5 protein-coding genes are annotated in these 6,477 nt (G+C 74.9%); 2 read left to right on the top strand and 3 right to left on the bottom strand.

What is annotated here, in order from left to right; all coding sequences use genetic code 11:
* Window positions 1-98: 98 nt before the first annotated feature.
* Both AB0M83_RS26205 and AB0M83_RS26200 read right to left on the bottom strand, forming a co-directional pair.
* Window positions 99-1,343 (bottom strand): MFS transporter, encoded by a 1,245-nt coding sequence (locus AB0M83_RS26205; protein ID WP_364521012.1) that lies wholly within the window; start codon window positions 1,341-1,343, stop codon window positions 99-101.
* Window positions 1,344-1,362: 19 nt separating this feature from the next.
* A complete protein-coding gene (locus AB0M83_RS26200; protein WP_364521011.1) occupies window positions 1,363-2,310 on the bottom strand; it encodes a methyltransferase in 948 nt (315 codons plus the stop codon).
* A 171-nt stretch (window positions 2,311-2,481) separates the two neighbouring features.
* Here AB0M83_RS26200 and AB0M83_RS26195 point away from each other — a divergent pair, with 171 nt between their 5' ends.
* Complete coding sequence (locus AB0M83_RS26195; protein ID WP_364521010.1) at window positions 2,482-2,655, top strand: hypothetical protein; 174 nt, start codon at window positions 2,482-2,484, stop codon at window positions 2,653-2,655.
* On the opposite strand, the gene AB0M83_RS26190 is transcribed toward AB0M83_RS26195, so the two are convergent.
* The gene (locus AB0M83_RS26190; RefSeq protein WP_364521009.1) at window positions 2,604-3,218 is read right to left on the bottom strand and encodes a thioesterase domain-containing protein; all 615 of its coding nucleotides are present in this window, start codon (window positions 3,216-3,218) and stop codon (window positions 2,604-2,606) included. The genes AB0M83_RS26195 and AB0M83_RS26190 overlap by 52 nt on opposite strands.
* Window positions 3,219-3,303: 85 nt before the next feature.
* Here AB0M83_RS26190 and AB0M83_RS26185 point away from each other — a divergent pair, with 85 nt between their 5' ends.
* Window positions 3,304-6,387 carry a BTAD domain-containing putative transcriptional regulator gene (locus tag AB0M83_RS26185; protein ID WP_364521008.1) on the top strand — a complete coding sequence of 1,028 codons (3,084 nt, stop codon included), beginning with the start codon at window positions 3,304-3,306 and terminating at the stop codon, window positions 6,385-6,387.
* Window positions 6,388-6,477: the final 90 nt, after the last annotated feature.

Genomic DNA, 6,477 nt, shown 5'->3' with positions numbered 1-6,477 from the left:
CCAATGTGGCCTTGGTTGCGTTCAACGCACCGAAGGCCGCCTTGGGTGCGTTGAACGCACCGAAGGCCACATTGGGGCGCTGGCGACCCGGCGCCGCGCTACTCCGCAGCGGCCTTGGCCGGAGTCGCGAAGCGGCGCAGGCCCGGCGTCGCCGCCCCGACCAGCGCCACCGCCACCACGCACAACACCCCGCCACTCACCAGCGCCGCCGCACCGGACGTCACCCCCGCCACCAGCCCGCCCCGCAGGTTGCCGAGGTCGGGCCCGGCCTGGCCGACGATCTGCTCCGCCGCCGCGACCCGGCCGAGCAACGCGTCCGGTGTGTTCAACTGGACCAGCGCTCCGCGCGACACCACGGAAACCGTGTCCGCCGCACCCGCCAGGACCAGGCACCCCAGCCCGACCCACGGGTCCGGCGCCAACCCGAACACCACCAGCGCCCCGCCCCACGCCGCCGATCCGGCGAGCATCACCACGCCCGGCCGGGGCAGCCGCGTGAACGTCCCCGAAAACACCGATGCCACCACCCCGCCCACCGCGATCGCCGACAGGAACAGCCCCAGCGTCCGCGGGTCGCCGGCGAACCTCTCCGCGTTCACCAGCGGGAACAGGCTGATCGGCATCGACAGCACCGTCGCCGCCAGGTCGGTCAGCAGCGCTCCGCGGACCACCGGTGTGCGCACCAGGAACGCCAGCCCGTCCAGCACCCCGCGCAGCCCCGGCCGCGACGGTGCGCCGGAAGGGCGCATCGCCGGGAGGCCGACGACGCCGTAGAACGCCATCCCGAACGTCAGCGCGTCGACCAGGTAACAGCCGCCCACGCCGAACCGGCCCAGCAGCAGCCCGGCCAGCGCCGGGCCGAGCAGCATCGCGCCCTGGAACGCGATCCGGTTCAGCGCCAGCCCGGCCGGGAGCTGCTCCGGCGCCAGCAGCCGCGGGATGAACGTGCGCGCCGCCGGGCCGCCGCCCGCCACGAAGCAGGACTGCACCGCCACCAGCCCCAGCACGGCCAGGACCGGCACGTCACCGAGAAACCCCTGCACCGCCAGCAGAACCGAGCAGGCGGCCTGCCCCGCGGTGGTGACCAGGGCGAACTTCCGCCGGTCGACGCGGTCCACCAGCGACCCGGCGAAGAGCCCGAACACGACCAGCGGCAGCGCCTGGGCGAGCCCGACGGCACCGGTCCAGACCGTGCTCCGGGTCTGCTCCCAGACCTGGAACATCACGGCGACGAGCGTCATCTGCGCCCCGAAGCCGGAGAAGACCCGGCCGACCCAGAGCCGCCTGAAGGCAGGCGACACGCGAAGCGGGGTCAGGTCGACGAAGGCGCTGGTCAAAGACACCGGCAAACTATAACAGCGCTTATATAATGTGGAACTCCAGCAAGGACCGACCTCCGCTCACGTCGGTCACGGCGTCGAGCTCCAGTCCGTGCGGGGCGGCGAGCGCGCGGAACTCGGAGACGTGGCGTTCCCGGCCGCCGAAGATGACGAGCATGGCGAGATCCATGTCCGTCGCGGCCCGCCGCCCGCCGACCGCCTCGACGACCAGGACCCGCCCGGCCGGACGCGCCGCCTCGACGCAGCGGGCCAGGATGCGGCCGGCCCGCTCGTCGTCCCAGTCGTGCAGGATGTCGCACAGCAGGTAGGCGTCCGCCCCGGCCGGGAGCGGGTCGAAGAAGCTGCCGGCGACCACCGAAGCCCGGTCCTCGAGGCCCTGCGCGGCGAACGTCGCACCGGCCGCCGCGACGTCGAGGTCGACCAGCCGGCCCCGCGTCCCGGGGTGGGCCGCCAGGATCGCGGCCAGCAGGGTGCCCGGACCGCCGCCGACGTCGACGACCGTGGCGAACTGCCCCCAGTCGAAGCCGGCCGCGAGCTGCGGGACCTCGGCGCGCAGCCGGTGCGCCATCTGGCGGTCGAACGACTCCCGCAGGGGCGGGTGCGCGGCGAGGTCGGCCCAGAAGTCCCGCCCGTACCGGCGGTCGTAGCCCGCCTCCCCGGTGGTGACGCTGTGCAGGAGCTCGACGAACGCCAGCTCGGCGCGCCCGCCCGCGGTGTCCAGGTTCAGCAAGACGCTCGTCAGCGTGTCGCCGCAGAGGTGCTCGCCGTACGACGTGGTCCGGTAGCCGGTGGCCGTGCGCTCGAAGAAGCCCAACGTCGTCAGGTGTCCCAGCAGCAGGCCGAGCGGCACCGGCGCGACGCCGAGGTCGGCCGCGAGTTCCGCCGCGCCGGCGCCCGGTCCGCGGAGGCGGTCGGGCAGCCCCAGGGTCACCGCCACCCGCATCGCCATCGGAGTTGCCAGGCTCGCCATGCGAAGAATCGTGTTCGCGTCGTCACTCCCCATGACGATCGATAGTGTCAGCCGGCGGAATCCCTCCACAAGGGACGGTCGGTGACCGGATGACCACTGGCGGCGAAGGGAAGCGATATGGAAGCCGGCTCGGGCAGCATCGGCCGCAATCCGAACCTGAGGAGTCGAACCATGAAAGCCCGTGTGTTCCAGGCCGTCATCGGCACGGCCTTCCTGGCCGTCCTCGTCCTCGCGCCCGCCGCCCAGGCGGCCGAGACGCCACCCCAGCCCGGCCCGTCCATCGGCGTCGGTCCCTACATCGGTGACTCGCCCAAGCCCGGCACGGCCAGCGCCGACACCAAGTAGCCCGCGCGCAGGACGGCGTCGCGCAGCAGCGCGCCGCTGTCCCGCTCCCGGGCCGGGGCGAGCACGAACCCCGCGTTCGTGTGCTCGCCCCACCCCGTCATCACCTGCGGCTCGCCGATCCCCCGGATCGGGCACGGCAGCGGCGGCGCCACGGGCACGTGCGCGTCGCTGGTGAGCAAGCTGACGTCCGCGCGGGCCGCCTGCTCCGGCACGGCCCGCGCGGCCCGGTCCGGCGGCGCCTGGTGCGCCACGACGAGTGCCCGCGGGACCCCCAGTCCCGCGGCCACCCGCCGCTGCGCCAGCCGGTAGGCCACCAGCGCGCCCAGCCCCGCGCCGAAGAGCACGTGCGGGCGGGCCAGAACCCCCGCCAGTTCCGCCGCGAGGGACTCCACGAGCAGCCACATGTCCCGGTACGGGTGCTCGTCGCGGCGCTCGCCCCGCCCGGGCAGCTCGACGACCCGCACCGCGATCCGCGGATCGCGCCAAGCCCGGTACCGGCCGGCTGCCTCCCCCGCGTCCGGGAAGCAGACGAACAGCAGGCGCTCAGCGTCGTCGGTGTCCACCCGCGGCCCCCTTTCCTCCTCGGCCGGGGATAGGGTCGGACACGGCACTTCCGTTCCGCTTCGGTCGGCCTTCTGGGGGCTCCACGTGCGCTACCGCCTGCTCGGACCGGTCACGGTCCTCGGCGACGCGGGCGCCGTCCGGCCCGGTGGCCGGAAACAGACGTCCGTGCTGGCCGCGCTCCTGCTGAACGCCAACCGCGTGGTCAGCGAAGACCGGCTCATCGATCTCACCTGGGGCGAGGACGCGCCGCCGAGCGTGCGCGGGCGGCTGCAGGTGCACATCTCGGAGCTGCGGAAGCTCCTCGGCCGCGACGTCATCGTCCGGCGCGCGCCCGGCTACGTGATCGAGGTCGCCCCCGGTGACCGGGACCTGGACGTGTTCGACGACGAGGTCGCCCAGGCCCGGGCCACGTCCGGGGCCGACGCCGTCCGGCACCTGCGGGCCGCGCTGGCGCTGTGGGACGGCACCCCGCTCGGCGGGGTCAGCGAGACGCTCGCCGCGCACGAAGGTCCGGCGCTGACCGAACGCCGGCTCGTCGCGCTGGAAGAGCTGTACGAGCAGGAACTGGCTTCCGGGCGCCACGGCGAGGTGGTCGGGGAGCTGCGCCGGCTCGTCGACGAGCACCCGTTCCGGGAACGGCCGCGCGCCGCGCTGATGCTCGCGCTGCACCGCTGCGGCCGCACGCCGGAGGCCCTCGAGGCCTACCGGCGGGCGCACGAACTGCTGGTGGACGAGCTCGGCATCGAACCCGGCCAGGCCCTGCAGGAGCTGCGGATGCGGATCCTGCGCGGCGAAGGCGAGCCGGCGCCGGCCGCGACCCCGGTTGCGCCGCGACCCGCCGAGCTGCCGCTGGACGTCCGCGGGTTCACCGGACGGACGCCGGAGCTGGCCGCGCTCGACGAGCCCGGCGACGTCTGGGTGATCACCGGTACCGCCGGTGTCGGCAAGACCGCGCTGGCCGTGCACTGGGCCCACACCGCGCGGGCGAGCTTCCCCGACGGCCAGCTGTACGTGAACCTGCGCGGCTTCGACGCCGACGACGAACCGCTCACCCCCGCCGCCGCGCTCGCCCAGCTGCTGCGCACCCTCGGCGTCGACCTGCGGGACGTGCCGCCGGGCAGCGACGACCAGAGCAAGCTCTACCGCTCGCTGCTGGCCGACCGGCAGGCGCTGGTGGTGCTGGACAACGCCCGCGACGCCGCCCAGGTCCTGCCGCTGCTGCCGTCGTCGGGCCGGGTGCTGGTGACCAGCCGCCACCGGCTCGACGAGCTCGTCGCCCGCACCGGCGCGCGGTCACTCGGCCTGACGCAGCTGCGGGAGGACGACTCGCGCGCGCTGCTGACCGCCCTGCTCGGCGAGCGGGCCACCGCCGAGCCCGAAGCGGCGGACGAGCTGGCCCGGCTCTGCGGCCACCACCCCCTCGCCCTGCGGATCGCGGCGGCGAACACCGGGGTCGCGAGCCTCGGCGAGCTCGTCGAGGAGCTGCGCGGCGACCCGCTGGCCCAGCTGGGCTTCGACGGTGCCGGGGAAAGTGCCGTCGCGAAGGCGTTTTCGGTGTCCTACCAGGCCTTGCCGCCCGCGCTGCGGCACGCGTTCCGGCTGCTGGCGCTGGTGCCCGGGGCCGACTTCACGGCGGTTGCCGCCGCGGCGCTGCTGGACGTGCCGCTCGAGGAGGCGACCCGGCGGCTGCGCGGGCTGGCCGCGGCGAACCTCGTGGAAGCGCACGCGCCGCGCCGCTACCGCTTCCACGACCTCGCCCGGCGCTACGCCGAGCGGTGCGTCCGCGCCGACGAAGACGAAGTCGCGCGCGAAAAGGCGTGGGAGCGGCTGTTCACCGGGTACTGCGCGGCCGCGGACGCCGCCGTCGCGCTGTTCGGCGCGCGGATCGTGACGCTCCCCCGCGAAGACGCCCCGGCGGCGCCGAGCCCGGTCGCGTTCGCCGACGCCGCGGAAGCCGTGGCGTGGCTGGACGTCGAGGTGCCGAACCTGGCGGCGGCGCTGCGGCTGGCGGCGACGCGGGGGCCGTACCCCGCCGCGTGGTACCTCGCCGACGCGCTGCGGCGGTTCTTCCACGACCACGGCCGCCGCGCGGAATGGCTGGAGCTGGCGCCGATCGTGCTGCACGCGGCGCACGACCACGGCGCGCAGCCGGCCGAGGCGCTGGTGCACCTGTCGATCGGCGGCGCGTACTTCCGCGAAGGCCAGCACGAGGCGGGCATCCGGCACTCGGAGAAGGCGGTGCTGGCGAGCCGGGCGTGCGGCTGGCGCGAGTGCGAGGCGACGGCGGTCGCGAACCTGGGGTCGATGCTGGAGTGGACCGGCCGGCTGTCGGAAGCCGTCGAACACAGCCGGCGCGCGATCCAGCTGTTCCGCGAGCTGGCCAACCGGTCGGGCGAGGCGCTGGCGCTGAACTCGCTGAGCTGCCACTACCGGCAGCTGGGCCGGCTGGAGCAGGCCGAGGACTGCCTGTGCGAGGCGGTCGCGCTGTGCCGGCGGGAGGAGCTGCGGTTCTGGGAGGCCGCGAACCTGGCCGACCTCGGCTGGGTGCTGCAGGAGACGGGACGCTTCGAGGAAGCGGCCGAAGCGGTCGAGGGCTCTCTGAACGCGTTCCGCGATCTCAGCTCGAGCTTCGGCGAGGCGACGGCGCTCACCGCGTTGAGCGCGTTGCAGGGTGCCCGCGGCGACCACGAAGCGGCGGCGCGGACCGCGGAAGAGGCCCTGGACCGCGTCCGCCGCGACGGCGACCGCCAGGTGGAGGCAGCGGCGCTGATCGCACTGGGCCGGGCGTCGGAAGCCCGCGGCGACCTGGCCTCGGCCGAGCGCGTGCTGAGCGAAGCCCGGGAGCTGGCCGCGGAATCGGGCCTGCGGGGCCAGCTGGCGGAGGCGTCGGCGACGCTGGCGTGGGTCTTGGCGGCGGCCGGCCGGGTATCGGAAGCGGGCGAGCACGCGCGAACGGCCTTGGACGCGGCGCGAGCGGGCGGGTACCGGCTTTTGGAGGCCCAGGCACTGCTCGGATTGGCGGCGGTCGAGGGTGCGGCCGGCCGCTCGATGCTGGCCGTCGGGACGGCGCGCGAGGCCCGGGGCCTGTACCGGTCGGTGGGGCACGTGACGGGGGAAGCGCTGGCCGAGCGCTTCCTCGCGGACTTCGGCCGCCGCGCCACGGGCTGAGCTCGGGCGGTCCGGACGCAGTGAATGACTCATTCCTGGCGTCCGGCGCAAGGAATGAGTCATTCACCGCAACCGGAAGCGACCCGCGTG

Origin of the sequence: Amycolatopsis sp. NPDC051106 (assembly GCF_040682775.1) — a bacterium.
GTDB lineage: Bacteria > Actinomycetota > Actinomycetes > Mycobacteriales > Pseudonocardiaceae > Amycolatopsis.
This window is presented reverse-complemented; position numbering and strand designations above follow the sequence as displayed.

Bases quoted from the DNA above. Each gene is read 5' to 3' on its own strand.
- AB0M83_RS26200 (WP_364521011.1), bottom strand. From the start codon at position 2,310: ATGGCGAGCCTGGCAACTCCGATGGCGATGCGGGTGGCGGTGACCCTG.
- AB0M83_RS26195 (WP_364521010.1), top strand. From the start codon at position 2,482: ATGAAAGCCCGTGTGTTCCAGGCCGTCATCGGCACGGCCTTCCTGGCC.